The organism is Herbaspirillum sp. BH-1 (assembly GCF_002870055.1).
Taxonomy (GTDB): Bacteria; Pseudomonadota; Gammaproteobacteria; order Burkholderiales; family Burkholderiaceae_D; genus Herbaspirillum; species Herbaspirillum frisingense.
Genome location: NZ_PKOI01000001.1, coordinates 368,152 through 395,133, shown reverse-complemented (window position 1 = coordinate 395,133; position 26,982 = coordinate 368,152). Strand labels below are relative to the sequence as shown.

General features: G+C 64.1%; 21 protein-coding genes. 4 read left to right on the top strand and 17 right to left on the bottom strand.

Annotation, left to right across the window (positions count from 1 at the left end; all coding sequences use genetic code 11):
* Positions 1–14 precede the first annotated feature (14 nt).
* The 12 genes from HBH1_RS01755 to HBH1_RS01700 all read right to left on the bottom strand — a co-directional run bounded on the left by HBH1_RS01755 (position 15) and on the right by HBH1_RS01700 (position 11,492).
* Positions 15–884 carry an ABC transporter permease gene (locus HBH1_RS01755; RefSeq protein WP_006462346.1) on the bottom strand — a complete coding sequence of 290 codons (870 nt, stop codon included), beginning with the start codon at positions 882–884 and terminating at the stop codon, positions 15–17.
* Between the two features lie 2 nt (positions 885–886).
* Positions 887–1,882: an ABC transporter substrate-binding protein gene (locus tag HBH1_RS01750; RefSeq protein WP_102661341.1), complete on the bottom strand. Its 996-nt coding sequence runs from the start codon at positions 1,880–1,882 to the stop codon at positions 887–889.
* Positions 1,883–1,937: 55 nt separating this feature from the next.
* The gene (locus HBH1_RS01745) at positions 1,938–2,723 is read right to left on the bottom strand and encodes an ABC transporter ATP-binding protein (protein ID WP_006462344.1); all 786 of its coding nucleotides are present in this window, start codon (positions 2,721–2,723) and stop codon (positions 1,938–1,940) included.
* Between the two features lie 437 nt (positions 2,724–3,160).
* On the bottom strand, positions 3,161–3,835 hold the full coding sequence (locus HBH1_RS01740; protein WP_102661340.1) for an amino acid ABC transporter permease: 675 nt from the start codon (positions 3,833–3,835) through the stop codon (positions 3,161–3,163).
* A gap of 12 nt (positions 3,836–3,847) precedes the next feature.
* Positions 3,848–4,519 carry an amino acid ABC transporter permease gene (locus HBH1_RS01735; protein WP_102661339.1) on the bottom strand — a complete coding sequence of 224 codons (672 nt, stop codon included), beginning with the start codon at positions 4,517–4,519 and terminating at the stop codon, positions 3,848–3,850.
* 3 nt (positions 4,520–4,522) lie between these two features.
* Positions 4,523–5,272: an amino acid ABC transporter ATP-binding protein gene (locus HBH1_RS01730; RefSeq protein ID WP_102661338.1), complete on the bottom strand. Its 750-nt coding sequence runs from the start codon at positions 5,270–5,272 to the stop codon at positions 4,523–4,525.
* Between the two features lie 30 nt (positions 5,273–5,302).
* Positions 5,303–6,175: a transporter substrate-binding domain-containing protein gene (locus HBH1_RS01725; RefSeq protein WP_006462340.1), complete on the bottom strand. Its 873-nt coding sequence runs from the start codon at positions 6,173–6,175 to the stop codon at positions 5,303–5,305.
* A 37-nt stretch (positions 6,176–6,212) separates the two neighbouring features.
* Positions 6,213–7,175, bottom strand: coding sequence for an N-carbamoyl-D-amino-acid hydrolase (locus HBH1_RS01720; protein WP_233207489.1), 963 nt, complete (start codon positions 7,173–7,175; stop codon positions 6,213–6,215).
* A complete protein-coding gene (hydA, locus tag HBH1_RS01715; RefSeq protein ID WP_102661560.1) occupies positions 7,172–8,644 on the bottom strand; it encodes a dihydropyrimidinase in 1,473 nt (490 codons plus the stop codon). The genes HBH1_RS01720 and hydA overlap by 4 nt, the downstream gene beginning before the upstream one ends.
* Positions 8,645–8,674: 30 nt before the next feature.
* Positions 8,675–9,463, bottom strand: a complete 789-nt coding sequence (locus HBH1_RS01710; RefSeq protein ID WP_102661336.1) for an SDR family oxidoreductase — start codon at positions 9,461–9,463, stop codon at positions 8,675–8,677.
* A 10-nt stretch (positions 9,464–9,473) separates the two neighbouring features.
* The gene (locus HBH1_RS01705; protein WP_077237856.1) at positions 9,474–10,415 is read right to left on the bottom strand and encodes a dihydrodipicolinate synthase family protein; all 942 of its coding nucleotides are present in this window, start codon (positions 10,413–10,415) and stop codon (positions 9,474–9,476) included.
* 132 nt (positions 10,416–10,547) lie between these two features.
* On the bottom strand, positions 10,548–11,492 hold the full coding sequence (locus tag HBH1_RS01700; protein ID WP_006462335.1) for a LysR substrate-binding domain-containing protein: 945 nt from the start codon (positions 11,490–11,492) through the stop codon (positions 10,548–10,550).
* Between the two features lie 128 nt (positions 11,493–11,620).
* On the opposite strand from HBH1_RS01700, the gene HBH1_RS01695 reads away from it, so the two are divergent.
* Positions 11,621–12,307, top strand: a complete 687-nt coding sequence (locus HBH1_RS01695) for an aspartate/glutamate racemase family protein (RefSeq protein WP_102661335.1) — start codon at positions 11,621–11,623, stop codon at positions 12,305–12,307.
* A gap of 8 nt (positions 12,308–12,315) precedes the next feature.
* Positions 12,316–13,731: an FAD-binding oxidoreductase gene (locus HBH1_RS01690; protein ID WP_102661334.1), complete on the top strand. Its 1,416-nt coding sequence runs from the start codon at positions 12,316–12,318 to the stop codon at positions 13,729–13,731.
* Positions 13,732–13,836: 105 nt separating this feature from the next.
* Here the strand turns inward: HBH1_RS01690 and HBH1_RS01685 are convergent, their stop codons facing one another.
* From HBH1_RS01685 to gshA, 5 genes are all read right to left on the bottom strand, one after another.
* Positions 13,837–14,661, bottom strand: a complete 825-nt coding sequence (locus tag HBH1_RS01685; RefSeq protein ID WP_102661333.1) for a DUF3037 domain-containing protein — start codon at positions 14,659–14,661, stop codon at positions 13,837–13,839.
* A gap of 375 nt (positions 14,662–15,036) precedes the next feature.
* Positions 15,037–16,812 carry a dihydrolipoyl dehydrogenase gene (lpdA, locus tag HBH1_RS01680; protein WP_102661332.1) on the bottom strand — a complete coding sequence of 592 codons (1,776 nt, stop codon included), beginning with the start codon at positions 16,810–16,812 and terminating at the stop codon, positions 15,037–15,039.
* A 41-nt stretch (positions 16,813–16,853) separates the two neighbouring features.
* A complete protein-coding gene (aceF, locus tag HBH1_RS01675; protein WP_102661331.1) occupies positions 16,854–18,530 on the bottom strand; it encodes a dihydrolipoyllysine-residue acetyltransferase in 1,677 nt (558 codons plus the stop codon).
* Positions 18,531–18,720: 190 nt separating this feature from the next.
* Positions 18,721–21,417, bottom strand: coding sequence for a pyruvate dehydrogenase (acetyl-transferring), homodimeric type (aceE, locus tag HBH1_RS01670; protein WP_006465305.1), 2,697 nt, complete (start codon positions 21,415–21,417; stop codon positions 18,721–18,723).
* 588 nt (positions 21,418–22,005) lie between these two features.
* Positions 22,006–23,601 carry a glutamate--cysteine ligase gene (gene gshA / locus HBH1_RS01660; RefSeq protein WP_102661329.1) on the bottom strand — a complete coding sequence of 532 codons (1,596 nt, stop codon included), beginning with the start codon at positions 23,599–23,601 and terminating at the stop codon, positions 22,006–22,008.
* Between the two features lie 295 nt (positions 23,602–23,896).
* Here gshA and folD point away from each other — a divergent pair, with 295 nt between their 5' ends.
* Complete coding sequence (gene folD / locus HBH1_RS01655; RefSeq protein ID WP_077237849.1) at positions 23,897–24,742, top strand: bifunctional methylenetetrahydrofolate dehydrogenase/methenyltetrahydrofolate cyclohydrolase FolD; 846 nt, start codon at positions 23,897–23,899, stop codon at positions 24,740–24,742.
* Positions 24,743–24,801: 59 nt separating this feature from the next.
* Positions 24,802–26,877, top strand: a complete 2,076-nt coding sequence (locus tag HBH1_RS01650; protein ID WP_102661328.1) for a M3 family metallopeptidase — start codon at positions 24,802–24,804, stop codon at positions 26,875–26,877.
* Positions 26,878–26,982 lie beyond the last annotated feature (105 nt).

The following is a 26,982-nucleotide window of genomic DNA, read 5'->3' as shown; positions in this document are numbered from 1 at the left end:
TTGAGTCTCTGGATTCAGACGGTGCTGGTATTGGCCTTGGGCAGGTAGTGCAGGACCTTGCGTTCGGCCCAGACCACCACGCCGTAGGTGACCACGCCGATCAGGGTCAGTGCGACGATGGAGACGAAGACGGCGGCGGTATTGCCCTGCCCTTCGCCATCGACCAGCAGATAACCCAGGCCCTGGTTGCCACCCACCAGTTCACCCACGGTCACGCCGATCACCGACAGCGTGGAGGCGATGCGCAGGCCCGAGAACAGCGCCGGCAGCGCCGAACGGAACTCGACCAGGTGGAAGATCTGCCAGCGGCCGGCATTGAGCGTGCGCACCAGGTTGACCATGTCGGGATCGACGGTACGGATGGCCGAGAGCACGTTGATCATGATCGGGAAGAACACGATCAGCACCGCCACGATGATCTTGGGATAGATGGTGTAGCCCAGCCACATCACGAACAGCGGCGCAAAGGCCACCTTGGGCGCGATCTGCAGTGCCAGGATGTAAGGCGAGAGCATGGCCTCGGCCCGTGGCGAGAGACCCAGCGCGACACCGACGGCCAGGCCCAGCAAGGCGCCGAAGAGGAAGCCGAACACCACTTCCATGGCGGTGATGCCGAAGTGCTGCAGCAATTGCGCGTTGTTCCACATCACCACCGCTTCACGTACCACCTGCATGAAGTTGGGCAGGATGTATTCGGGCATGCCCAGCATGCCCGGGCCCCACTGCCACGCGGCGATGAACACCACCAGCAGCGCCAGGCTGCCGCACACCGTGCGGGCCTTGTCGTTCAACAGCGGACGGCGCGCCGTCGGCTTGACCGGATTGGGCGAGGACGTTGGCTCGGGACTGGACATGGTCAGGTCTTTGGCTGTGGTGGTATTCATGATTACTTGGCGACTCCGACGAACTGGTTGGTGAAGAGCTCGTTGACCGGCGTGGCCTTGGTGACGATGCCTTCGCTGACGTAGAACTTCTGCACCGCTTCCATGCGCGCCTGGTCGATCTGGCCCAGGGTCTTCTGGTTGGCATAGACGTACTTGTTGTACATCTCGAAGGTGGCCTGGATGCTGGCTTCCTTGCCCTTGTAGGTGGGCAGTGCAGCGACGTAGTCATCGGCGGCGGCCTTGGGGTCCTTCATGATGTCCTGCATGCCGCGCAGGGTGGCGCGCACCAGGCGCTTCAACAGATCCGGGTTCTTCTTGATGGTGTCGTCGGAGGCCAGGATGGCCTGGGCCATGCTCTTGAAGCCGCCGTTGTCCAGCAGTTCGACCTTGGCACCGGCATCGGTGGCATTGACCACCCAGTCCGGCACGCCGGCGAAGGCCTGCGACTTGCCCGAGGTGTACAGCTGCCAGACGCCCGAGGGGCCGGCGGCCTGGATCTGCACGTCGGTCTTGGACAGGCCGGCCGTCTTCAGGCTGCCCAGGAAGGCGTAATAGGTGGTGTCGGTATAGGACATCACGGTGACGGTCTTGCCTTTGAGGTCTTTGAGGCCCTTGATGCCGTCGGCCGGATTGGCCGCCACCATGGTCACCGAACCGGCGCCCAGCACGGCGATGGCCTTGACCGGGATGCCGTTGGCGCGCACCACGATGGGGGTGTCGCCGATGGCGCCACCGATGACGGCATTGCCGGCACCGATCTGCTTGGCCACGTCCACGCCGCCCTTGGCGACGATGAAGCTGACCTTCAGGTTTTCATCGGCGTAATAGCCTTTGTGCTGGGCCAGCACCCAGGGGGCGAAGGCCGGCGAATTGGGTGGTGCAGGCAGCAGGTAGGTCACTTCTTCCGGCGCGGCGTGCGCGGCCAGGGGCAGGACGGCGGCGCCCGTGGCGGCGACCAGGGCAAGTGCACTACAGGCGGATGCGAACAGGTTCTTCATGTTTCTGGCTCTCCCTTGGGGTCTCTCTGTTGACGGGTGAAGATGCAGCGTGAAATCAGTGCAGCTCGGCGGTCTCTTTGCCCACCTTGAGCAGTTCCATCAGGCGCCCTTGCAAGGGGCCGATCTCGGGCAGCTTACGACGCTCCAGCGGGTTGTCGCGGAACGGCAGGTCCACCACGATTTCCTCGACGATGGTGCCGGGACGCTCGCTCATGACCAGCAGGCGGTCCGACAGGGCGATGGCTTCCACCAGATCGTGGGTGATGAAGAGCGCGGTCTTCTTCTTTTCGTAGAGCATCTTGGCCAGGTCCTGCTGCAGCACCATCTTGGTCTGCGCATCCAGGGCCGAGAAGGGTTCGTCCAGCAGCAGCACCTGCGGGTCCACCGCCAGCGTGCGGGCCAGCGCGGCGCGCTGGCGCATGCCGCCGGAGAGCTGGTACGGGTAATGCTCTTCAAAGCCCTTGAGGTGGCACTTGGCCAGCAGCTCGTCGGCGATGCGCCGGCGCTCGGCCTCGCGCATGCCGTCGATTTCCAGGCCCAGGGTGACGTTGGCGCGGATATTGCGCCAGGGCATGAGCAGATCCTTCTGCAGCATGAAGGCTACCTTGCGGACCGGCTTGGTCACGCGCTCGCCGCCGACGAAGACTTCGCCTTCGGTGGGCAGGTAGAGACCGGCACCCATGTTGAGCAGAGTGCTCTTGCCACAGCCGGAGGGGCCGATGATGGAGACCACCTCGCCGCTCTTGATGGACAGGTTGACGTTGGTGACAGCGGCGCGCGCTTGCGCCGTCTGGCGATCGACAAAGCTTTTGCCGACCTTGCGGAATTCGATTTCGATCATGTTGCCTCTGCTGATTGCCATAGCGCGCTGTTGCGCCCCAGCTATTCTTCCCGGCTGCCGTCTCTGCGGACGGGTGCCTCCTGCCGGGCACCGAAACGTTCCATATATGAAACAGCAATTTATATATGGGAGATATTCGCAGTCAATATAGCAGATATCTCAAAACAAAATGACTTATTTTGTTCCATATATGAACTGATGGTTTATATAAAAACCGTTTTGCTCGTTTTATGCAAACAGCGTGCCTGGCTGGAAAGCCTGATTTCTGCGCTTTCGCGGCTGGGAACTCACCAAAGACAGGCACGCGGCGCCGCACCGGTGCGCCTTTTGCACCGTGGCGGCCCCTGTCGCGACGGCGACACAATGTGGTGCGCCGGAAATGAAAACGCCGGCCTGTGGGGCCGGCGTGATGTTGTGGAAAGGAAAGACGGAGTGGGTCAGTGCAGGCTGCGGCCCCGGTGTTCCAGTCGCGACAGCCAGCGCACCAGCGGCAGCAGCAGGATCAGGTAGAGCAGCGCCGCCAGCACGATGGGCGACGGGTTGTAGACCAGCGCCTGGGCGTCGCGCGCTACCCGCAGCAGTTCAGGCAGGGCCACCACGCTGGCGATGGTGGTCAGCTTGATGACCTCGATGCAGTTGCCCACCAGGTCGGGCAGCGCATTGCGCGCCGCCTGCGGCACCACTACATAGGCCAGTGCCTGCCAGCGCGACAGGCCGGTGGAGCGTGCCGCTTCCATCTGACCACTGGGCACGCTTTCGATGCCGGCGCGCAGCACCTCGGCGAAATAGCTGGAATTGTTGAACATGAAGCCCAGCGCCACGGCCACCAGCTTGGGCAGCTCCAGCCCCAGGAAGGGGGCGCCGAAATAGATCAGGATCAGCAGCACCAGCGGCGGGAAGGAACGGAAGAAGTCCACATACACCGCCACCGCAATGCGCACCGCGCGCGAGCGGCTCTGGGTGGCCAGCAAGGCCAGCAGCAGGCCCGAGAGCACACCGATGGGAATCACCAGCAGCGACAGCCAGACCGTGGTCCACAGGCCACCCAGCAGGAAGGGCAGCACCTGGCGATAGACCTCCAGGTTGAAGAAATTCTGCAGCAAGGCTTCCATGGACGCCCTCTCCTATCGTTTCCAGCGCCAGCGGGTTTCCAGCCAGCGCGCGAACAAGACCACCGGAATGAAGATCAGCAGGTAGGCCGCCGCCCCCAGCATCAGCGGCGTGGGATTGCCGGCATTGCTGCTGGCGGCCTGGGCGGTATTGAGGATTTCCGACAGGGCCACCACCGAGCCCAGCGCGGTGTTCTTGGTGATGGAGATGACACGGTTGGTCAGCGCCGGCACGGCCATGCGCAGGGCCTGCGGCAGGATCACTGCGCCCATGGTCTGGCCCCAGGACAGGCCGGTTGAGCGCGCCGCTTCGCTCTGGCCACGCGGCAAGGCGGCGATGCCGGCCCAGATGCTTTCCTCGGCGTAGGCCGCCAGCACCAGGCTCAGCGCCAGCCAGGTGGCAGTGAAGGACGACATGGCCAGATCGATGTAGGGAAAGGCGAAGAACAGCACGATGATCAGGATCAGCGGCGGCAAGGCCCGCATGACATCGGCGAAGGCCACCACCATGAACACCAGGCCGCGCTTGCCGGTGGCGCGCAGCACCGCCAGCAACAGGCCCAGCAGCAGCCCGGTGCCGATCACGGCCAGGCTCAGCAGGACGGTCACGCCCATGCCGCGCAGGATGTCCGGCCAGTAGCGGGCGGCGATCTCGGCATTGAAGAAGGTAAAGAGGAATTGCTCCATGGCTCAGTGCTGTGCGGCGTAGCGGGCCACGAAGGCCTTGGTGCGGGCTTGCTGGGGATCGCCGAAGATCTGTTCGGGCGGGCCTTCCTCGACAATCACGCCACCATCCATGAACACCACGCGGTCGGCCGCCGCCCGGGCGAAGGCCATCTCGTGCGTGACCACCAGCATGGTCATGCCGGCCTCGCGCAGCTGACGCATGACCTGCAGGACGCTACCCACCAGCTCGGGGTCGAGCGCGCTGGTGGGTTCGTCGAACAGCATCACCTTGGGCTGCAGGGCGATGCCGCGGGCAATGCCCACGCGCTGCTGCTGGCCGCCGGACAGCTGGCCGGGATAGGCGGCCGCCTTTTCCAGCATGCCCACCTGCTCCAGCGCCCGTCGGGCACGGGCTTCGGCCTCGGCATGCGAGTGCTTCTGCACCTTTTTCAGAGCCAGCATCACATTGCCCAGCACGCTCAGGTGCGGGTACAGGTTGAACTGCTGGAACACCATGCCGATCTGCTGGCGCACGGCGTTGAGGTCGGTGCGGGCATGCATGATGTCCACCCCATCCACCACGATCTGGCCGGCACTGGGTTCTTCCAGCCGGTTGCAGCAACGCAGCATGGTGCTCTTGCCCGAGCCGGACGGGCCGATCACGCAGATCAGCTGGCCGGTGCGCACGCGCAGGTCGATGCCGCGCAAGACCGTATTGCCTTCATAGGACTTGTGCAGGCCGACGATTTCGAGGATGGGGGCAGCAAGGTTCATGGGTGGGTCATCCGGTGAAAAGGGCCGGGATCAGTGGCACTTGAGCGTGACCGGCGTCGGGTCGTAGCCATCCAGGCCCGGCACGCCCTGCCCCACGCCGACCTTGACCACGGTGGCGTCTGGTGCGGGGGTATAGCCGAACCACTTCTGGGCGATCTTGCCCATCGTGCCGTCCTGCTTCATGCACTTGAGCGCCATGCCGGCGGCGTCGCGACCGGCCTTGTCGTCCAGGCGGAAGGCCAGCGCCCAGACCAGGCCGGTCTTGACGGTATAGGTGGTCTGCACGGCCGGGTTCTGCTTGGCGGCCCAGGCCGCTACCGTGCTGCCGGCCAGGTTGGCGTCGGCGCGTCCCGATTGCACCGCCTGCACGGCATCGGCGTTGTTGCCGTAGACGTCGTACTTGAAGCCGTACTTGGGCGCATTGTCACGCGCCCACAGTTCATAGGCCGAGCCCTTGTTGACCGAGATGGTCTTGCCCTTGAGGTCTTCCAGGGCGGTGATGGCGGGCGCGCCCTTCTTGATGACGAAGGTGTAGTCGGTATCGAGGTAGCCCTCGGTGAAGAGCATGGCCTTGGCGCGCTCGGGGGTGGCGGTCACCGGCGCCAGCACGAAGTCGTATTTCTTGGCGTTCAGGCCTGGTACCAGACCGGAGAATTCGGTGCCTTCGATCTCGATCTTGCGGCCCAGGCGGCGCGCCAGTTCTTCACCCAGGTCGATGTTGAAGCCTTGCAGGCCGCCGCCCAGCTTGACCATGGCATGCGGGGCGAAGGTGGCATCCACGCCGGTGCGCAGCGGCGCGCCCTGGGCGAATGCCCCGGCCGACAGCAGCGCGCTGGCCGACAGGGCGACCAGCAGGGAACACTTCAGGGATAACTTGGATGGCAGGGCCAGGAAGGGCAACATCGCAACACTCCTCGATTGGGTGGAAGGTGGACAGGATTCAGGTGGACAGTTCGGACGGCGCCAGCGGTTCGCCGGCACCGGTGCGTTCGACGATGAGTCGGTAGTGTTCGGGACGACGGTGCTTGGCGAAATTGAAGACGTGCTGCAGGAAGGTCTCGCCCAGGCCCAGGTCGCAGTTGGCGAAGATGACTTCGTCTTCCTCGCCCTGTGCCTGCGCCACGATCTCGCCGGAAGGCGCGACGATGGCCGAGCCGCCGATCATGTGGAAGCCGTCTTCAAACCCGCACTTGGCGGCCGCCGCCACCCACAGGCCGTTCTGGTAGGCATTGGCCTGCAGCGACAGCAGGTGGTGGAACATGCGCAGGTGCGGCGGCTCGTTCCAGTGGATGTTCCAGGACGGCGTGTTGTAGCCCAGCGTGACGATGCGCGCGCTCTGCAGGCTCATGACGCGGTAGGTCTCGGGCCAGCGGCGGTCGTTGCACAGGCATTGGCCGATGCGGGTGCCCAGCATGTCGGTGACGCCGAAGCCATCGTTGCCGACCTCGAAGTATTTCTTTTCCAGGTGCTGGAACGGCGCCTCGGGCTTGTGATCGCTATGGCCGGGCAGGTGGATCTTGCGATAGCGCGCCACGATCTGCGCCTTGTCATCGACCAGGATGGCGGTGTTGTAGTGATGGCCGTCGGCGGTCAGTTCGGCATAGCCGAGATAGAAGCCGATGCCCAGTTGCGCCGCCAGTTCGAACAGCGGGCGGGTCCGCGGCCCCGGCATCTCGGATTCGAAGAAACGGGCATCGACCTCGGCCTGGTCTTCCATCCAGTAACGCGGGAAGAAGGTGGTCAGCGCCAGTTCCGGGAAGACCACCATCTTCGCGCCGCGCGAGGCGGCTTCACGCGTCATCTCCAGCAGGCGGCACACCACGGTGGCACGATCCTCGGCCAGTTGCACCGGCCCCATCTGCGCCACGGCCAGGCCGAAGCGTTTGTGATTGCTTGCGTTCATTGCTGCTCCCATGCTTTTCCCTTGAGGCCGAGCAAGCCCGGCAGATGGCTGCGCGATGGCCGTTGCGCGATGCTGGCCGGTTCCGGACACTGGCGCGCGATATAGCGGCCCGATCCGCGCTGCACTTTCAGTTCGCCCTCGCTGACCACCACCCGGCCACGGCTGGTGACCACTTCCGGCCAGCCCTTGATCTGCCGGCCTTCATAGGGGGTGTAGCCGACGTTGTCGTGCAGCAGCTCGGCCGTGATGGTGGTTTCGCGTTCGGGGTTCCAGATCACCAGGTCGGCATCCAGGCCTTCGGCGATGTTGCCCTTGCAGTGCGACAGGCCATACATGTGGGCGTGGTTGGTGGCGCTCAGGCGCACGAATTCGTGGATGTCGATACGCCCGCCCAGCACGCCTTCGGAAAACAGCAGCGGCAGGCGCAGTTCGATGCCGGGCACGCCATTGGCCATTTCCTTGAAGGTGGTGTCTTCGCCACGCGGCAGCTTGCCGCTTTCGTCGAAGCGGTAAGGCGCGTGGTCGGAGGAATACATGCCCAGCGTGCCATCCTTGAGTCCGGCCCAGACCGCCTCCTGGGCATTGGCGTCACGCGGCGGCGGGCTGCAGCAATACTTGGCGCCTTCCACACCGGGCAGGTCGATATCCTCGGCGGTAAGGAACAGGTATTGCGGGCAGCTCTCGGCATGGATCTGCGCGCCCAGCAGCTTGGCATTGCGGATGGTCTGCACGGTTTCGGCGCCGGCCACGTGCACGATCAGCACCGGCACGCCGATCAGGCGCGACAGTGCAATGGCGCGGTTGCTGGACTCGGCTTCGGCCAACGGGTCGTGCGCCACGGCGTGGAACTTGGGTGCGGTATGGCCCTGGTCCAGCAGGCGCGAGGCGAGCCAGCGGATCATGTCGTGGTTCTCGGCGTGGATCATCACCAGCGCCCCTTCCCTGCCGGCCAGCGCCATCACGTCCAGCAGCTGGTAGTCGTCCAGCTTCAAGGCGTTGTAGGTCATGTAGACCTTCAGCGAGGTGATGCCGTCGCGGATGGCCTGCGGCAGGTCGTGTTGCAGCGCCTGCTCGTCAGGGTCGGCCAGGATCAGGTGGAAGCCGTAGTCGATCACCGCCTTTTCACGGGCGCGTTGCGCGTAGTCGGCGATGACGTCGGGAATGCGCTTGCCGCGATGCTGGGCGGCGAAGGGAATGATGGTGGTGGTGCCGCCGAAGGCCGCCGACACGGTGCCGGAATAGAAATCGTCGGCGCACATCATGCCCATTCCGGAAAGCTGTTCGATGTGGCAGTGACTGTCGATGCCACCCGGCAGCACCCAGCGACCGGCCGCGTCGATATCTTCGCGCCCGGGCGACAGGCCCGGTGCGATGCGCACGATCACGCCATCCTTGACGCCGATGTCGGCCACGAAGGTGTCACGGTCGGTGGAGATGCGGCCGTTGCGGATGGTGAGGTCGAAGTCCATGCTCATTGCCTTCCTTGTCGGAGTCTGCGTTCAGAAAGTGCCGGGATAGGCGCCGCCATCCATCAGCAGGTTCTGCCCGGTGACGAAGCCGGCCTGGGCGCTGCACAGCCAGGCACAGGCATCGCCGAATTCGCCGGGCTGGCCGAAACGTCCGGCCGGATTGGCGGCGCGGCGGGCCGCCAGGACCTGCTCCACGCTCTTGTCGGTCCCACGGGCAGCGGCGGCGGCCGTGGCCAGCAGGCGATCGGTCTCGAACGGGCCGGGCAGCAGGTTGTTGATGGTCACGTTGTGGGCCACGGTCTTGCGCGCCAGGCCGGCGACGAAACCGGTCAGCCCGGAGCGTGCGCCGTTGGACAGGCCGAGGATGTCGATGGGCGCCTTCACCGCGCCGGAGGTGATGTTGACGATGCGACCGAAGCCGCGCTTCATCATGCCGTCCACGGTGGCCTTGATGAGCTCGATGGGGGTGAGCATGTTGGCATCCACGGCGGCGATCCAGTCGTCCCGCGACCACTCGCGGAAGTCGCCGGGCTTGGGGCCACCGGCGTTGGTGATGAGGATGTCCGGATCGGGACAGGCCGCCAGCGCCAGGGCGCGGCCCTCGGGCGTGGTGATGTCGCCGGCCACAGCGATGACGGTGGCACCGGTGGCACCGGCAGCCTCGCGCACCTGCTGTGCGGCCGCCTCCAGCGCCTCGGCGCCGCGTGCGGTCATGGTCACGGCCACGCCTTCGCGCGCCAGAGAAATGGCACAGGCCAGGCCCAGCCCCTTGCTGGAGGCGCAGACCAGTGCGCGACGTCCGGCGATTCCCAGGTCCATGCGCGGCCCCTTACTGGATGACCAGCGCGCCGCGCTGGTTGAGGTCCAGGCCCACGCGGGCGATCACGGCTTCCAGTTCGCGCTCGGTCTCGGGATCGATGCGCATGCCCGGCGAGCGGATGGCGTCGCTGGAAATCACGCCGCGCTTGCGGTAGACATACTTGCGCAGCGACAGGCCGATCTTGGGCTGGAATTCATAGCGGATGAGCGGGCAATATTTGTCGAAGGTGGCTGCGGCACCGGCCAGGTCGCCGGCGGCGAACTGGTCATAGATGCGCACCAGGATTTCGGGGAAGGCAAAGCCGGTCATGGTACCGACCGCGCCGCGCTGCAACTCTTCCAGGAAATACACGCCGCCCAGTCCACCGAAGATGCGCATGGATTCGCCCGCCAGGTCGCGGATGCGGCTGATCTTCTGGCCCACCGGCGGCTCTTCCATCTTGATGAAGTTGACCCCGCCTTCGCGGCCCAGGCGGGCGATCACTTCGGCCTTGATCTCGGTGCCGAAGGAGTCGGGGAAATCGTGGATCACCACCGGGATGTTCAGGGCCGCCGCCAGCGACTTGTAGTAATCGAACTGCACGGCGTCCGAGGCCATGTCCAGCGGTGCGGCGAAGACCGCGGCAGCGCCGGCCTCGGCGGCTTCGGTGGCTTGCTCGATGGCACCGGCCAGGCCCAGTGCGCGCACCCCGACCCAGACCGGCACGCGACCGGCGGCGCACTTGACGAAGGTGGCGGTCACGGCGCGCCGTTCGGCATTGGAGAGCTTGTGTGCCTCGCCCAGGAAACCGAGGATGGCCAGACCCGAGACGCCGGCCTGGATCTGGAACTCGACCAGGGTGGCGATGCTGCCCAGGTCCAGACCGCCATCGGCGTGGAAGGGTGTGGGGCAGATGGTGTAGACACCGCGTGCGGTGGCCAGCGAAGAAGCAGATGTGGACGAAGAAGACATGCGCGACATTCCATGAAGAGATGGTGGCAGCGGCGACCGGGCGCTGGGCCAGGCCGGACAGGATGGAAACGATTGTCGTGGAGTCATCCGTGCTTGTCGCATGCCTTTTTGTGCGCACGCCTTAACGTGGTGTTAATGCTCGCCATCGATACCATTCACTTCCTCTTCATGCGGCAGGCCGTAGCCCTGGGCCCGCACCAGCTGCTGCAACTCGGCGACGAAAGCCTGGGTCAGCTGCGACAGCGGCTCGGTGCGCACATGCACCAGGTTGGCCCGCAGGATGGGCGCGCGTGCCACCGGACGCACCACCATCTGGCTGGTGCCGGCCCAGCTGCGCACCGAGAATTCATCCACCAGCGCCACCCCGGCCCCCATCTGTACCAGGGAACAGGCGTTCTGCGGCGAGCCCACTTCCATGATGGGTCGTAGCGGTTCTTCCTCGGACTGGTAGAAGCGGCCGACGATGCCGCCGAAGGGGGAATCGCGGTTGTAGGAGATCAGCGGGAAGGGCCGCAGATCGGCCAGGCTCAGGGTGCCGCGCCGGGTCAGCTCATGGTTGTAGGGCAGCACGCACACCAGCCGGTTGCTGCACAGGGGTGTGACCTGCAGGCTGGGGTGTTCCATGGGCAGGATGATGATGCCCAGGTCGGCCTGGCGCGCCAGCAGGCGATCCTTCAGGTAGCCGTAATTGAGGCAGTGGAAGGTCAGCTTGACATCCGGATGCCGGTTGCGGAACAGGGCGATGGCCTGCGGGATCAGCATCTGCCCGATGCTGGGGCTGGAGACGATGTTGAGGATGCCGCTGCGGTTTTCCGAGAGATCGGTGGCCAGTTCGTTGACGCGCTGCACGGCCTGGTAGACGTGCTCCACCTCGTGGAACAGTTTCTTGGCCTCCGGCGTGGCATAGAGCCGGCCCTTGATGCGTTCGAACAGGGCGAAGCCCACCCGTTGCTCGGTATGGGACAGCAGGCGGCTCACCGCCGGCTGGGAGACGAACAGCAATTGTGAGGCGCCGCTGATGGAGCCGGTCGTCATGACCGCCCGGAATACCTCGATCTGGCGCAGGTTCAGTGCCATGGATCCTCGTCGCGCATAACAGCATGTTAAGGGGAACCGACAAATGAGCAAGGAGCATGCCCGTCGGCCTGGGGTACAGTCCTTGCCTGTGCTGACTCCTGTTTTGCGAGAACCCGCGAGAAACCATCATGTCCATTGCCCCCGCCGACGGCCCTGCCCTGTTCATCATCAATCCCAATAGTACGGCCGCCGTCACGCGCGGCATCGACGCCGCCATGGCGCCGCTGCGCATGGCAGGCGGACCGGCCATCGAATGCCTGTCGCTGCAGTCGGGGCCACCCGGCATCCAGACCCAGCAGGACGTGGACAGCGTGGCACCGCAACTGGTGGCGCTGGCGCGCTCCTTGCGTCCCCGGGCAGCAGCCTTCGTGATCGCCTGCTACTCCGATCCCGGCCTGCATGCGGTGCGCGAGGCGGTGGACGTCCCAGTGCTGGGCATCATGGAAAGCGGCGTGCTGACCGCCCTGACGCTGGGCCAGCGCTTTGGCGTGATCGCCATCCTGCCGGGCTCGATCCCGCGCCATCTGCGCGCCTATGGCGCCATGGGGGTGCAGGCACGACTGGCCGGCGAGCTGGCCATCGGCCTGAACGTGACCGAACTGGCCCAATACGAACGCACCCTGGCGCGCATGACCGAGGTCGGCCGCCGCCTGCGCGACGAACATGGTGCCGATGTCATCGTCATGGGCTGCGCCGGCATGGCGGCCTATCGCGATCCGCTGCAGCAGGCGCTGGGCCTGCCCGTGGTCGAACCCAGCCAGGCCGCTGCGGCCATGGCCATTGGCCGCATCAAGATGAACTGGCATGGAGCATGAGGACTGACATGAGCGAGAACACCCAGGAACTGATCCGCCAGCTGCACGCCATCGTCGGCGATGCCGGACTGGTCACCGAGGCCGAGGCCCAGGCACCCTATCTCAAGGACTGGCTCGGCAAGTGGCAGGGCCGCGTGGCGGTGGTGGTGCGTCCGGCCGACACGGCGCAGACCGCCGAGGTGGTGCGGCTGTGCCATCTCACCCACACCCCCATCGTGACCCAGGGTGGCAACACCGGCATGAGCGGTGGTGCCACGCCGGACGACAGCGGCGCGCAAGTGATCCTCTCCACCACCCGCATGAACCGTGTGCGCGAGGTCGATCCCATCAACAACACCATGACCGTGGATGCCGGTGTGATCCTGGCGCATGCGCAGGAGGCGGCACGCGACGCGGGACGCTATTTCCCGCTGAGCCTGGGTGCCGAGGGCAGCTGCACGGTCGGCGGCAATCTCGCCACCAATGCCGGCGGCATTGCCGTGCTGCGCTTTGGCAACATGCGCGAACTGGCCCTGGGGCTGGAAGTGGTCTTGCCTGACGGGCGCATCTGGAACGGCCTGCGCGGCCTGCGCAAGGACAATACCGGCTACGACCTGCGCGATCTCTTCATCGGCTCGGAAGGCACGCTGGGCGTGATCACCGGCGCGGTGCTGAAGCTCTTCTCGCAGCCACACGCCCGCGCCACTGCCTGGGTCGGTGCCGACTCGCCGGCACAACTGGCCGAGCTGCTGGCGCGCACCCGTGCCCGTTGCGGCGACCGTCTGGTGGCCTTTGAAATGATGTCGGCCGCCTCGCTGGCGCTGGTGCTGCAGCACGTCACCGACACCCGCGCCCCGCTAGCCCAGGCGACGCCCTACAACGCCCTGATCGAACTGGCCGATACCGAAGACCTGGGCCTGCAGGCGATGCTGGAAGAAGTACTGGGCCAGGCCCTGGAGGACGAAACGATCAGCGATGCGATGTTCTGCACCAGCGGCACGCAGGCCGCAGCCTTGTGGAAAATCCGCGAAGGCATCTCGCAGGCACAGGTACGCGCCGGCAAGGTCATCAAGCACGACATCGCCCTGCCGATCTCGGCCATCGCCGGCTTCGTGGCGCAGGCCGAGGCGCTCATCGACGATTGCGGCCTGGCCGCGCAGATCATCAACTTCGGCCACCTGGGCGATGGCAACCTGCATTTCAACGTGATGATCCCGCTGTCCTCCACCTATGAAGACGTCAAGCAGGCCACGCTGCAGCTGAACCGCCTGGTGCACGACCTGGTCACCGGCATGCAGGGCAGCATCAGCGCCGAGCATGGCGTGGGACAGTTGCGGCGCGACGAGCTGCAGCACTACAAGTCGCCGCTGGAGATGGAGCTGATGCTGCGCATCAAGCAGGCCTTCGATCCCAACCTGATCATGAATCCGGGGAAGTTGCTCTAGGCTGATTCAGGTGGTGTTCGCTGCGAAGTGCCATCCAGACCCAGCGCCCCATGAAAAAGGCGGACCGGATGGTCCGCCTTCAACTGGCAGCCGAGACTGGATGCCTCAGGCGACCTGACCCGCAAACGCGATGATGCGTGCGACCTCGCGATGGTCGACGACCTCCACCTGCTGCGCCTGCAACTCTGCGGAAATCTCCTCGAAGACCTGATCGCATTCTGGACTTCCCGCCTGAGGTCCCTGCACTGCGAACAAGACCTGTGCCGGAAGGAAAGCCTGCTGCCGCAGCTTGCGTACCTTGCCGACCCATTCCCAGCCATGATCGTAGATCTGGGTCGGTTCATCCTGGCCCAGATGCAGGGGCTTGATGACGGCCATCGGCATGCCATCGGTACTGCACACGAAGGGGAATCTGGCGTGATAGCTCCGATCGCCCAATACCTGTTCACGATAGTGACCGATCAGATTGGCCTGCCGAAGCGCGCTACGGACCTCCTTTTCGATCAGCTTTTCCTGATACTCGCGGGTCACGAAATTACGACCGATATAGAAGTTGTAGAGTTCTTCGAATTTCTGGCCGACGTCCTGTGCCATTAGCACCCGTGGCTTATCGAAGCGCAGCATGGCTTCGCGCGGACGGGTCAGTTCAAGGAACAGCTGACGACCGAATTCCGATTCCTTGCGCTGGGGATGGGTCTGAAAAAGTTGCTCCACACGCGTGAGTTCATCGCTCAGTTCCTTGCGCGCACGGCGATAGACCGTCACATCCAATTCTTCAAAGAATGCAGTGATGCGCCTGACCCTGCTCATCAGCCTGAACTGGAATTCGCCGTTCTGCGCGCAATGCAGAACGATGCCTACATTGGCGAATTCTCCCGTCTCCGCGTAGGGCAGGAACCTGACGATAGCGTATTGGCAGACGTAGTTCATGGTGCCGTGTTCCAAAAATCCGGTTGATCAAAACCCTGCAGTATCCGCCGTGCCGCATCGACATCGAATTGCGCCGGCCCTACTCATCCTTGTAGAGGAAGGGGCGTGTCATTCCTTGTGAGGAACGATCAAGAATTTCAACGATATTGACCAAGATGGGCCACCTGCCAGGTTGCGCTGCGGTAAGCGAAAGATTCTAGTGCAGGCGCTTGGGCTCTTGCTGGTTTAACCAGTCAGGCACAAAAAGGAAATCGTGTCTCTTGATGTTCTTCGATCACCCAAAAACAAAACCCCACATCCTTCCGGATGTGGGGTTCTGGGTTGGCAGCGATGCCGTCGCCCGAGGGCAACGGCAAAAGCCTGCTGTCACCGGTTTTACTTCTTGCGCTGCGGCGGCAAGTCCGTGCAATGGCCTTCGGCCACTTCCGCGGCCATGCCCAGGGACTCGCCCAGGGTCGGGTGCGGGTGGATGGTCTTGCCGATATCCACGGCGTCCGCGCCCATCTCGATGGCCAGGGCTACTTCGCCGATCATGTCGCCGGCATGGGTGCCGACGATGCCGCCGCCGATGATGCGGTGCGTCTCGGCATCGAAGAGCAGCTTGGTGAAACCTTCCGAACGGCCATTGGCCACGGCACGACCGGAGGCGGCCCACGGGAAGTGGCCCTTCTCGATCTTGATGCCCTTTGCCTTGGCTTCATCTTCGGTCACGCCGACCCATGCCACTTCCGGATCGGTGTAGGCCACCGAGGGGATGACGCTGGCGTCGAAGAAGCTCTTCTCGCCGGCAATCGCTTCAGCAGCCACGTGGCCTTCATGCACGGCCTTGTGCGCCAGCATGGGCTGGCCCACCAAGTCGCCGATGGCGAAGATGTGCGGGACGTTGGTGCGCATCTGCTTGTCCACCGGGATGAAGCCGCGATCACCCACGATCACGCCGGCCTTGTCGGCCGAGACCTTCTTGCCGTTGGGGCTGCGGCCCACGGCCACCAGCACCAGATCGTACAGTTGCGGCTCGGGGGCGGTGGCGCCGGCTTCGGCGGCTTCGAACGTCACCTTGATGCCTTCGGCCAGGGCTTCCACGGCCACCGTCTTGGTCTTGACCATGACGTTGTCGAAGCGCTTTTCGTTGAACTTCTGCCAGACCTTGACCATGTCGCGATCAGCGCCCTGCATCAGGCCGTCCATCATCTCGACCACGTCGATGCGCGCGCCCAGGGTGGAATAGACGGTGGCCATTTCCAGGCCGATGATGCCGCCACCGATGACCAGCATGCGCTTGGGCACCTGGCGCAGTTCCAGCGCGCCGGTGGAGTCGACGATGCGCGGATCCTGCGGTACGAACGGCAGGTTCACCACCGAGGAACCGGCGGCGATGATGGCGTGCTTGAACTGCACCACCTTCTTGCTGCCGTCAGCGGCGGTCACTTCGATGTGGTTGGGGCCGGCGAACTGGCCGTCACCATTGACCACCGCCACCTTGCGTGCCTTGGCCATGCCGGCCAGGCCACCGGTCATGGTGCCGATGACCTTGTCCTTGTAGCCGCGCAGCTTGTCGATGTCGATCTCGGGCTTGCCGAAGGTGACACCGTGCGAGGCCATGGCGGCGGTCTCGTCGATCACGGCGGCCACGTGCAGCAGGGCCTTGGAGGGAATGCAACCGACGTTCAGGCAGACGCCACCCAGGGTAGCTTCGCGCTCGACGATGACCGTGTTCAGGCCCAGGTCGGCGGCACGGAAGGCGGCCGAGTAGCCACCGGGGCCACCACCGAGCACCATGACGTCGCACTGCACGTCGGCGCTGCCGCCGAAGCTGGCAGCGGCCGGAGCGGCTGCGGGGGCAGCAGGAGCGGCTGGAGCTGCAGCAGCCGGTGCAGGCGCGGCTGCAGGCGCCGGCGCTGCGGCAGCTTCGCCGCTGGCTTCCACCAGCAACAGCAGCGAGCCTTCGGCGACCTTGTCACCGACCTTGACCTTGACTTCCTTGACCACGCCGGCCGAGGAAGACGGGATTTCCATGCTGGCCTTGTCGGACTCGACGGTGATCAGGGACTGATCGACCTTGATGGTGTCGCCGACCTTGACCATCACCTCGATGACTTCGACTTCCTTGAAATCCCCGATATCGGGGACCTTGACTTCAGAGAGACTCATTGTCCTGGCTCCGTAATGTTCTGTGGTTCGCTAGTGGCGGCTTACAGCAGCGACTTGCGCAGGTCACCCAGCACCTCGGCCAGGTAGGCCGAGAAGCGCGCGCCCATGGCGCCGTCGATGACGCGGTGGTCATAGGACAGCGAGGTCGGCAGCATCAGGCGCGGGGCGAACTGCTTGCCGTCCCATACCGGCTTGATGATGGACTTGGACAGGCCCAGGATCGCCACTTCCGGCGCATTGATGATGGGCGTGAAGGCGGTGCCGCCAATGCCACCCAGCGAGGAGATGGTGAAGGTCGCGCCTTGCATGTCGGCCGGCTTCAACTTGCCGTCACGGGCTTGCGCGGACAGTTCGCCCATTTCGATGGCGATCTGGCCGATGCTCTTCTGGTCGGCATTCTTGATGACCGGAACCACCAGACCGTTCGGGGTATCGGCGGCGAAGCCGATGTTGTAGAACTTCTTGAGGATCAGGTTCTCGCCCTTGGCATCCAGCGAGGAATTGAAGGCCGGGAATTTCTTCAGCGCCGAGACGCTGGCCTTGATCACAAAGGCCAGCATGGTCAGCTTGACCGGCGACTTGGACTTGGCGAAGGCGTCGTTGGAGGTCTTGCGGAATTCTTCCAGCTCGGTGACGTCGGCTTCGTCGAACTGCGTCACGTGCGGGATCATCACCCAGTTGCGATGCAGGTTGGGGCCGCTGATCTTCTTGATGCGCGACAGCGCCAGCAGTTCGGTCTCGCCGAACTTGCTGAAGTCCAGCGACGGCCACGGCAGCAGGTTCATGCCGGTACCGCTGCCATTGGTGGCGGGTGCGGCGGCCACCGAGGTGGAACCGGCCATGACGCCCTTGACGAAGTTCTGCACGTCGATCTGCAGGATGCGGCCCTTGGGGCCGGTAGCCGGCACGCGCGACAGGTCCACGCCCAGTTCGCGGGCGAACTTGCGCACGGACGGCGAGGCGTGGGCCTTGCCGCCGGTGCTGGTGGCCGAAGCGGTGGCGATGGCGGGTGCGGCGGCAGCCGGCGCAGCAGCAGCCGGGGCCGACGCTGCGGGCGCGGCAGGGGCAGGTGCAGCAGCGGCGGCAGGTGCAGCAGCAGCAGCAGGTGCAGCAGGTGCGCCACCGACGGCTTCGATGGTGGCGATGATGCTGCCCTTGGCGACCTTGTCACCCAGCTTGACCTTCAGTTCCTTGATCACGCCGGCGTGGCTGGAGGGAATCTCCATGCTGGCCTTGTCGGATTCCACGGTCAGCAAGGACTGCTCGGCCTTGACGGTATCGCCGACCTTGACCATGACTTCGATGACTTCCACTTCCTTGAAGTCGCCGATGTCGGGGACTTCGATCTCGACGGTACCACCGGCGGCAGCCGCCGCAGGAGCCGCAGCGGCTGGCGCGGGTGCGGGGGCGGAGGCCTGGGCGGCAGCCGGCGCAGCGGCAGCCGCTTGCGGGGCGGCGGCTTGCGGGGCTGCAGCAGCGCCCTCGCCTTCGACGATCAGCAGCAACGAACCTTCGGCGACCTTGTCGCCGACCTTGACCTTGATTTCCTTGACCACGCCCGCCTGGGTGGAGGGGATTTCCATGCTGGCCTTGTCGGATTCGACGGTGATCAGGGACTGATCGACCTTGATGGTATCGCCGACCTTGACCATCACCTCAATGACTTCGACTTCCTTGAAATCGCCGATGTCCGGGACTTTTACTTCGACTTGACTCATCTGATGCGCTCCGTTGTTCTGTTCCCAGGCCCAGGGCCGGGAGGGATATTCGCAGTAGGGAAGGTGCTGCCGCAAAGCCATTGCATCTTAAGCGATCTGGCTGCGGCCCTTCCCGTTTTTGTGGCAGTGCCGGACACGACACATCCCCGCGATCAGCAGGCTGAGGCGGGGATGGTCGGTCGGGCGGTCCTTACACGGTCACCGGGTTGGGCTTGTTGGGATCGATGCCGTACTTGGCGATGGCCTGGGCCACCACTTCGGGCTTGATCTTGCCTTCATCGGCCAGCGACTTCAGGGCAGCCACGGTGACGAAGTGGCGGTTCACCTCGAAGAACTCGCGCAGCTTGGCGCGGGTGTCCGAACGACCGTAGCCGTCGGTGCCCAGCACCTTGTAGGAGCGGCCCTTGGGCACGAAGGCGCGGACCTGCTCGGCGTAGGTGCGCATGTAGTCGGTGGAGACCACGATCGGGCCTTCGGTACCTTCCAGCGATTGCTCGAAGTAGCTCTTCTTGGCGGTGTCGGCCGGGTGCAGCATGTTCCAGCGTTCCACGTCCTGGCCTTCGCGGGCCAGGAGGGTGAAGGAAGGTGCGGACCAGACGTCGGCGTCGACCTTCCAGTCGTCGCGCAGCAGTTCGGCGGCGGCGATGACTTCGCGCAGGATGGTGCCGGAGCCCAGCAGTTGCACGCGCAGCTTGTTTTCCTTGCCGCCTTCGTTCAACAGGTACAGGCCCTTCAAGATGCCCTCTTCCTGGCCTGCCTTGATACCCGGGTGGGCGTAGTTCTCGTTCATCACGGTGATGTAGTAGAACACGTCTTCCTGGTTGGCCACCATGCGGCGCAGGCCGTCATGGATGATCACGGCGACTTCGTGGGCGAAGGTCGGGTCGTAGGGGATGCAGTTCGGGATGGCCGAGGCGAACACGTGGCTGTGGCCGTCTTCGTGCTGCAGACCTTCACCGTTCAGGGTGGTACGACCGGCGGTGCCGCCGATCAGGAAGCCACGGGCGCGCATGTCACCGGCTGCCCATGCCAGGTCGCCGATACGCTGCAGACCAAACATGGAGTAGTAGGTGTAGAACGGGATCATCACGCGGTTGTTGGTCGAGTACGAGGTCGCCGCAGCGATCCACGAGCTCATGCCACCGGCTTCGTTGATGCCTTCCTGCAGGATCTGGCCGGCCTTGTCTTCGCGGTAGTACATGACCTGGTCCTTGTCGACCGGTTCGTACAGCTGGCCGACCTGGCTGAAGATGCCGATCTGGCGGAACAGGCCTTCCATACCGAAGGTACGGGACTCGTCGACCATGATGGGCACCACGCGCGGGCCCAGGTTGGGGTCGCGCAGCAGCGCGGTCAGCACGCGGGAGTAGGCAGCGGTGGTGGAGATTTCACGACCTTCGGCGGTCGGCTCCAGCATGGCCTGGAAGGCCGACAGTTCCGGCACCGGCAGCTTTTCGTCAGCGTGCGGGCGACGTTGCGGCAGGTAGCCGCCCAGGGCCTTGCGGCGCTCGTGCAGGTACTGCATTTCCGGGGTGTCGTCGGCCGGCTTGAAGAACGGGATGCTGGGCAGCTCGGCGTCCGAGATCGGCAGCTGGAAGCGGTCGCGCATGGCGCGGATGGCTTCGTCGTCCAGCTTCTTGGTGTTGTGCGCGGTGTTGCGCGCTTCGCCGGCCTTGCCGAAGCCATAGCCCTTGATGGACTTGGCCAGGATCACGGTGGGCTGGTCCTTGGAGTCCTGCGCGACCTTGAAGGCGGCGTAGATCTTGTGCGGGTCGTGACCGCCACGGGTGAGGCGCCAGATATCGTCGTCCGACATCTTGGAGACCATTTCCAGCAGCTTGGGATGCTTGCCGAAGAAGTGCTTGCGCACGAAGGCGCCGTCCTTGGCCTTGTAGTTCTGGTACTCGCCGTCGACGGTTTCCATCATCACCTTCTGCAGGATGCCGTCCTTGTCCTTAGCCAGCAGCTCGTCCCAGCCGCTGCCCCAGATGACCTTGACCACGTTCCAGCCGGCGCCACGGAAGTCGGACTCCAGTTCCTGGATGATCTTGCCGTTGCCGCGCACCGGGCCGTCCAGGCGCTGCAGGTTGCAGTTCACCACGATGACCAGGTTGTTCAGTTTTTCACGACCGGCCATGCCGATGGCGCCCATCGATTCCGGTTCGTCCATCTCACCGTCGCCGCAGAAGGCCCAGACCTTGCGGTTGTCGGTCTTGGCGATGCCACGGGCATGCAGGTACTTCAGGAAGCGCGCCTGGTAGATCGCCATCAAGGGGCCCAGGCCCATGGAGACGGTCGGGAACTGCCAGAATTCCGGCATCAGCTTGGGGTGCGGGTAGGACGACAGACCGTGACCATCGGCTTCGCGGCGGAAGTGGATCAGCTGGTCTTCGGACAGGCGGCCTTCCAGGAAGGCGCGTGCATAGATGCCGGGCGAGGAGTGACCCTGGATGTAGAGCAGGTCGCCGCCGTGATCTTCAGTCGGAGCGTGCCAGAAGTGATTGAAACCGATGCCCAGCATGTTGGCCAGCGAGGCGAAGGAAGACAGGTGACCACCCAGGTCGCCGTCCACGCGGTTGGCCTTGACCACCATGGCCATGGCGTTCCAGCGCATCCAGGAGCGCAGGCGCTCTTCGTATTCCAGGTTGCCCGGGCAGTGCTCGCCCTGGTCGGCCGGAATGGTGTTGACGTAGGCGGTATTGCTGGAGAAGGGAATATGGGCACCACGACGGCGGGCCAGATCGACCATGCGTTCCATCAGGTAGTGGGCGCGATCCGGGCCTTCCTTTTCGATCACTGCTTCGAGGGCGTCGAGCCACTCCTGGGTTTCCATCACATCGGGATCGTTGGCGGCCTGCGCCAGAACTTGATCGATTTGGGCTGACATGTCATGTCTCCTGGTTGTTGAGAGATCCGTCCGGTCGGATAGACCTGGCGGGTCGGTCGGTTCATTCGGTACGCTGCCGCCGGCAAGTGATGCAGGAAGACCATTCCGTTGCCTGTGCTACAACCCTTCCCGGCCCGTGGGGCAAGGCTTTGGAGGCGGAACAGGCTTAAATGTACGGTCTTCCAGCCGTGTGGACGACGAATTTTATCAGGGAATTTTCGATTTTCAAATTACGATAATCGATTTCATAATGCGAAAATATGCTGCAAAGCGGCATGAATAGGCGCTTTGCGGACCGCGTATTTTTACTGTATCGCTCTGTGAGCGCGGTTTTCTTGCCCTGTTTGCAATGCCGCAAACGCCCCTGGACCGCCCGTAAAGTCAGGTCTGGCGGTGTTGTCGCGAAGGAAATTTCATGCCTGGAAGACAATGCAAGGCCCGTGATACTGTCCACAGGCACAGGCGATCTTTCTGCAGCCGCTGACGCTGGCTGCAGAACTTTCACTATATAAATGAAGGGATGTTCAGGGCCGGCTGCAGATGGCGCCAACGGATGCGGCTGGCAGATGGCGCTCCCTGGTGACGCGATCAGATCGCAATATTGCCCAGCGTACTGGCGCGATAGGCGGCGACGAAGGTATCGAAGTCGCCGATCTGGGTGCGCTCGATGTCGCGCTGCGCATCCAGCGAGGCCTGGGCGATGGCCACGAAGTCAGCCGTCTTGGCGGCCGACAGCGGCCGGGCGCGCAGCTGCTCGGCCTGGCGGCGGCTGTTGGCCAGGGTGAAACCGGGGAAGGAGTTGCCGGCGGCGCGGATTTCACGCAGCACCTGGGCCGACGGGGTGGCATCGGGATCGGCCAGCTTGCCGCGCTGCACGGCCAGGCTGTCGCGATGCTGGCTGCCGCCCAGTTGGCGATCCAGCAGTTCGGCTACCGGTGCCATGCGGTCCAGCAGTTGCTCGCCCCAGTCCTTGAGCAGGATGGATTCGCCCTTGAACTGCAGGTGCAGGCCGGGACGACGGCCTTCCTTGACGGTGGCGAGGAAGTTGGCGCGGTTTTCCACGCCCTCCTCGTCCGAAGTCAGGCAGCTCGATTCCAGCGCCAGGAAATGCAGGAACACATCCAGGAAACGCGCTGCCTCCAGGCCGATGCCCAGCGGGTTGAAGGGATCGATGTCCATGCAGCGCACTTCCACATACTGCACACCACGCGCCGACAAGGCCTGCACCGGGCGTTCGCCGCTGTTGATGACGCGCTTGGGGCGGATCGAAGAGTAGAACTCGTTTTCGATCTGCAGGATGTTGGTATTGATCTGCACCCACTCGCCATCGCGCTTGGTGCCGATGGCTTCATAGGGCGGATACGGTTCGCTGACCGCATGCGAGAGGCTACGGATGTAGGCCGGCAGGTTGTTGTAGTGCGGCGTGATGTTGGCCTGGGCGTGGTTCTGGTAACCCAGGTCGCTCATGCGCAGGCTGGTGCCGTAGGGCAGGAAGAGCGTGTCCTCGGACAGCGTCTCCAGCTGGTGCGCACGACCGCGCAGGAAGTTGGTGGCCACCGCCGGCGAGGCACCGAACAGATACATCAGCAGCCAGCTGTAGCGACGGAAGTTGCGGATCAGGGCGATATAGCGCTCGGACTGGTAATCCCGGCGCGACAGCGTGGGGTCGACGGTGTCGTCCTCGTCGCGCAGCACTTCCCACAGGTCTTCACTCACCGAGAAATTGTAGTGAATACCGGCGATGCATTGCATGGTGCGGCCATAGCGCAGCGCCAGGCCGCGCCGGTAGACATGCTTCAACATGCCGATGTGGGAACTGCCATACCAGCCGATGGGAATCTCGTCTTCCGGCGGCAGCACGCAGGGCATGGAGGCATTCCACAGCAGTTCACCGTCCAGCTTGGTATAGGCGAAGCGATGGATTTCATCCAGGCGCTGCAGCGCATCGGCGATGTCGGGCATGGCCGGGGTGATGAACTCCAGCAGCGATTCCGAATAGTCGGTGGTGATCAGATCATTGGTGAGGGCCGAACCCAGCGCCGGCGGATGCGGCGTGCGGGCCAGATTGCCCTGCTCGTCCACCCGCAGCGTCTCCCGCTCCACACCGCGCAAGCCCTGACTCAGCAACGCAAGATGTTGCGGCTGGGAAAGCTGTTGCAGGCGGCGGGTGAGGAGATCGGTCATGCGCAAATCCTTGTAACTAAAGGGGGAACTGTGAGGCTGCTGCGGTGAGGCTGCTGCGTTTGGTTGCGGGAGCATAACCGAAATTGAACATTCCCGTCGTACGCTGCCCCAAAAGCGATTGTCGCCCAAAACCATCGGCTTTTATTTCAAAACAAACAACATGCGACCAGCAGCGCGCATGTCACTCCGTCCCCGGCCTGGCTTTATAATCACGGGTTCCGGCGCACCGCGCCCCAGTCGCCCCGGCTCGCCCGGGAGCTTTCTTCCTAGCCCTGCCTTTTTTGCCTTCATTGCCATGTCTGCCCAACTGATCGACGGAAACCTGCTCTCCCAACAACTGCGCGCCGATGTCGCCAAGCGCGCCGCCGCCCTCACCGCCCAAGGCAAGCAACCCGGCCTGGCCGTGATCCTGGTGGGCGACAGCCCGGCTTCCCAGGTCTACGTGCGCAACAAGGTCAAGGCCTGCCAGGACAATGGTCTTCACTCCGTGCTGGAAAAATATGAAGCCACGATGACGGAAGCCGAACTCCTGGCCCGCATCGACGCCCTCAACCAGGACCCCAAGATCAACGGCATCCTGGTGCAACTGCCGCTGCCGGCCCACATCGATTCGCACAAGGTGATCGAAGCCATCGCGCCGGAAAAGGACGTGGACGGTTTCCACGTCAGCAATGCCGGCCTCCTGATGACGGGCCAGCCGCTGTTCCGCCCCTGCACCCCTTATGGCGTGATGAAGATGCTGGAATCCATCGACTATCCGGTCCGCGGCGCCAATGCCGTGGTGGTGGGCGCCTCCAACATCGTCGGCAAGCCGCAGGCCATGTTGCTCTTGCAAGCCGGCGCCACCGTCACTATCTGTAATTCCAAGACCCGTGACCTGGGCCACCACACCCGCCAGGCCGACATCCTGGTGGTCGCCACCGGCAAGCGCAACATCGTCACCGCCGACATGGTCAAGCCCGGCGCCGTCGTCATCGACGTCGGCATGAACCGCGATGACAACGGCAAGCTGTGCGGCGACGTCGATTTCGCCAATGCCCGCGAAGTCGCCGGCTGGATCACCCCGGTGCCGGGTGGCGTGGGTCCGATGACCATCACCATGTTGCTGGTCAACACCATCGAAGCCGCAGAACGTACCTAAAACCGCATCACCTCCCGAGGGCGCCACGCCGGCGGGAGGCTTCAGAGAAACGAGAATCCATGACCACCACCGACATCGCCGTCAATCCCCTGCTCGACTTCTCGGGCTACGCCCAGTTCGACGCCATCGCCGCCGAGCACGTCACCCCGGCCCTGGACAAGCTGCTGGCCGATGCCAGCCGCCTGGTCACCGAACTGGAAGCGCCGATGGCCGAGGTCACCTGGGACAATTTCGTCGAACCGCTGGAGTCCGCCACCGAAAAACTGGGCCGCGCCTGGAGCGTGGTGGGCCACCTGAACTCGGTCATGGATACTCCGGCCCTGCGCGCCACCTACAACGAGAACCAGCCGCGCCTGGTGGAATTCTGGACCTCGCTGGGCCAGAACCTGGCGCTGTTCGAGAAGTACAAGGCGCTGCAGGCCAGCCCGGCCTTCGCCTCCCTGTCGGCCGCACGGCGCAAGGTGGTGGACAATGCGGTGCGCGATTTCCGCCTTTCCGGCGCCGAACTGCCGGAAGAGAAGAAGGAACGCTTCGCCGAGATCCAGGAAAAGCAGGCCATGCTGACCACCCGCTTCTCGGAAAACGTGCTGGACGCCACCAATGACTTCGGCCTCTTCGTCGAGGACGAAGCCGAACTCTCCGGCCTGCCGGCCGACGTCAAGCAGGCCGCCCGCGCCGCGGCCGAGAAGGATGGCAAGCCCGGCTACAAGTTCACGCTGCACTTCCCGTCCTATTTCCCGGTGCTGCAATACGCCGACAACCGCGCCCTGCGCGAGAAGATCTACCGCGCCAACGCCACCAAGGCCTCCGAGCTGGGCGCCAAGCCGGAATGGGACAACAGCGGCAACATCGACCAGATCCTGCAGCTGCGCAAGGAAGAAGCGCAATTGCTGGGTTACGCCAATTTCGCCGAGGTCTCGCTGGTGGCCAAGATGGCCAAGTCGCCCTCGGAAGTGATCGCCTTCCTGGAAGACCTGGGCCAGCGCGCCCGCCCTTTCGGCCAGAAGGATTACGAAGAACTGAAGACCTTCGCCCGCGAAAAACTGGGCCTGGAAGAGCTGAAGGCCTGGGACAGCACCTATGCCTCGGAAAAGCTGCGCGAACAGCGCTACGCTTTCTCCGAGCAGGAAGTGAAGCAATATTTCCCCGAGCCCAAGGTGGTGGGCGGCCTGTTCCAGGTCGCACAGCAACTGTTCGGCGTGCAGATCAAGCCCGATACGGCCCCGGTCTGGCACAAGGACGTGAAGTTCTTCCGCATCGAACGCGACGGCCAGCTGGTCGGCCAGTTCTATCTCGACCTGTATGCCCGCTCCGGCAAGCGTGGCGGCGCCTGGATGGATGACGCCCGCGCCCGCCGCCTCACCGCGCAAGGCGTGCAGACCCCGATCGCCTATCTGGTCTGCAACTTCACCGAACCGGCGGTGGTCGATGGCGTGGCCAAGCCGGCCCTGTTCACCCATGACGAAGTGATCACCCTGTTCCACGAGTTCGGCCACGGCCTGCATCACATGCTCACGCAAGTCGATGAAGTGGGTGTCTCCGGCATCTCCGGCGTGGAATGGGACGCGGTGGAACTGCCCTCGCAGTTCATGGAAAACTTCTGCTGGGAATGGGACGTGCTGCAGCAGCTGACATCCCACGCCGAGACCGGCGAACCGCTGCCCCGTGCGCTGTACGACAAGATGATCGCCGCCAAGAACTTCCAGTCCGGCCTGCAGATGCTGCGCCAGGTGGAGTTCTCGTTGTTCGACATGCTGATCCACCATGAATATGAAGTCGGTGGCAGCCAGAGCGTGCAGCAACTGCTCGACAGCGTGCGCGACCGCATCGCCGTGATCCGCCCGCCCGAGTTCAACCGCTTCCAGCATTCGTTCTCGCACATCTTTGCGGGCGGCTATGCAGCCGGTTACTACAGCTACAAGTGGGCCGAGGTGCTGTCTGCCGACGCCTACAGCGCCTTTGAAGAAGCTGCGGTGACCGGTGGCAACGTGATTTCGCTGGAAACCGGACGTCGCTTCCAGCAGGAAATCCTGGCCGTCGGCGGCTCCCGCCCGGCCATCGAGTCCTTCAAGGCCTTCCGTGGCCGCGAGCCCAGCATCGATGCCTTGCTGCGGCATAGTGGCATGGCGGCCTGAGTCGCTGACGAACGGCTTCGCAAGACGGCCAGCACGGCCCGCCCCGGTGGCGGGCCGTTTTTCTTTGGCCTGGCCGCCGCCCCGGATGGCATGCTGCAGCGCGAG